Annotated in this window: 2 protein-coding genes and 1 pseudogene; 2 read left to right on the forward strand and 1 reads right to left on the reverse strand. The window is 37.5% G+C overall.

The window, feature by feature from the left end; translation table 11 throughout:
- Positions 1-348: pseudogene (locus AC1DVB_RS26640) on the forward strand (urease accessory protein UreH); the annotation flags it as partial.
- A 333-nt stretch (positions 349-681) separates the two neighbouring features.
- Here the strand turns inward: AC1DVB_RS26640 and AC1DVB_RS26645 are convergent.
- Positions 682-1,599 carry a DMT family transporter gene (locus tag AC1DVB_RS26645; RefSeq protein ID WP_477591807.1) on the reverse strand — a complete coding sequence of 306 codons (918 nt, stop codon included), beginning with the start codon at positions 1,597-1,599 and terminating at the stop codon, positions 682-684.
- A gap of 390 nt (positions 1,600-1,989) precedes the next feature.
- Between AC1DVB_RS26645 and AC1DVB_RS26650 the strand changes: the two genes are divergently transcribed.
- Positions 1,990-2,389 (forward strand): PfkB family carbohydrate kinase (locus AC1DVB_RS26650; RefSeq protein WP_477591809.1); only part of this gene is annotated, 400 nt, incomplete at its 3' end.

A 2,389-nucleotide genomic window follows, 5' to 3' on the forward strand; every position in this document is an offset into this window, starting at 1 on the left:
CCTGATATTAAGAACGAGAAAGATAGATTTCGTCCTTATTTGGTGTCTGCTTTAATTGGTTTCGTCCATGGTCTCGCTGGCAGTGCCGCAATGGTCATTCTAACGATGTCGACCGTAACCGGTATTGGCGAAGGATCTATCTATATCATTATATTTGGCGCAGGGACAATTATTGGCATGCTGTGCTTTACTACCATTCTAGGCATACCGTTTGCTTTGAATGGGAAGGACATCGTTTTAAACCGAATCTTCATCAAAATGGCGGGAGCTATAAGTTTTGCATTCGGACTTTATTATATATACAAATTGGGTGTAACAGAAGGTTTGTTTGCGCTCTGGGCTAATTGATTAATTTTATAAGCATGATATTTGACTGTCTAAAAAAATAGTCAGTCTTTTTTATATAAGTTCATCAAACCAAGCTTGGTTCCTCAGAAAGAAAAGGGCCACAACTGACAAAAAGGCTTGGCTTAGTGGGAACACTTCAATGGACATGTCCAAGCAAATTTCTGGGTATATTGTAACAGATATGAATCTCCAATTATTATTCTGCAATTATTTGTAGTTGGAAGAAGGGATGGACAATAAAAATAAGACCCCATGACACTGCCATTTGAATGGTAGTGTCGTAGGGTCTGTTAATATGTTACAAATCAAGAAATCTAGGTTCTGCTCCGGCCGTTAGGCAGATAAACGTTTATTTTTCTTTTGGAGAATCCATATTTCAATTGCACCAGAGCCAAGCAATACTCCTGAAACAATGAAGATAAGTCCGATGAAATGTGCAGGCACAAGGGCTTCATTAAGGAAATATGCTGCCCCTAACAAAGAGAATAAGGTGTTTAAGTTAAGAAATATCGATGATTCGGCTGCGCCTACCTTACCAATGGCATAATTATAGCTCATGTGCCCGAGGGCGGTGGCAAAAATAGCGGAGAAAAAGAAAGCTCCCCAGATGGATGGCGGTGCGGTTGCCAGGGAAGATAAGCCCTCTGGTTCCTTCCATAAGCTGATGGCAAAAAGAATAAAAGACCCGATCAGCATCATGTAGCCCGTTAATAATCGTGGATCCATTGTTTTTGAGGCTTTATTAATGAGGATGAAACTCAATGCCTGTGAAAGAATGGAAAGCAAAATATCCACATCCCCAAGATTAATAGAATGAAGTCCTCCGCTTCCTGYCATGACGGTAAAACTCACACCCAGGGAACCGCATATAAAGCCAAGCAGCTTGATTAACGTAGGTTTTTTTCGAAAGAAAATCATGGTCAAAATGACAGTCAATATTGGACCCATGCCCMAAATCAATCCAGCATTCGAGGCGGAAGTCTTCGTCAATCCCTCAGCTAAAAAATAATGATGAAAAACGACACTCAAAAGTGCTCCTCCAAAAACGTAAAAAAGTTCACTTTTTTTAGGAAGGCGTATTAGTCCAAAGAAGAAAAGGATAATAATGACGATAAGAGAAGCAGTAAAAATTCTCAAAGATGTTATCGTTACGGGCTGCGTATGCGCAACTAAAATTTTAATAACTGAGACATTTAACCCCCATGTAATCATTATTCCGGTAAGTAAGATGTATATTTTCAAAAAACTCATTCCAAACAACCTTTCAAACTTATTTAACAATTGATATATTATACAACTTTCTCCCAAATTAATAGCAAAGAGTAAAAGATTTGATCGAAAAAAATCTGAAACAGTCAATCATTTAAAGATGAAACAGTTCTTATTCATTTTCCATAATATGGTTTATTTATCGTAAATTTAGCTGAAATATCATATGAAATAGTATCGAATAAAAATAAAATTACAAATTATCAAACTTTTCTATTGTTTTTGATAGGGTTTTCATTTACAATTTCCTTATGATTTACCAAACCGGTTTAGTAATTTACTAAATCGATTTAGCTAATAAGCATAATGAAAGTGATATGATCAAATGTTTTTGTTTCCATTTGTGAATGTTCGCAAGAAGGAGGTACTGTATTGTCATCAAAATATGGTGTTTTAACGCTGGGCGACGCCATGATCACGCTAAATCCGGAAGAGACAGGACCTTTAAGATTCGTTAACCGTTTTGAGCGAAAAGTAGGAGGCGCTGAACTGAATTTTGCGATTGGCTGTGCAAGGCTAGGCTTGCGGTCAAAATGGATAAGCCGTTTAGGCAAGGATGAGTTCGGTAAAGTTATTTATAATTTCGCTCGTGGGGAAGGCGTGGACATGAGTGATGTGGCCTATGTAAATGGATATCCAACATCTCTTAACTTTAAAGAAATTCGGGAAGATGGTTCCGGAAAGACATTTTATTACCGCTATCAATCTCCCATTTTAACTTTAAAGCCTGGAGATATAACAGAGAAGATGTTTGAAGGGATTGATATAGTCC

This window comes from Peribacillus sp. P4_D6, from assembly GCF_056401795.1.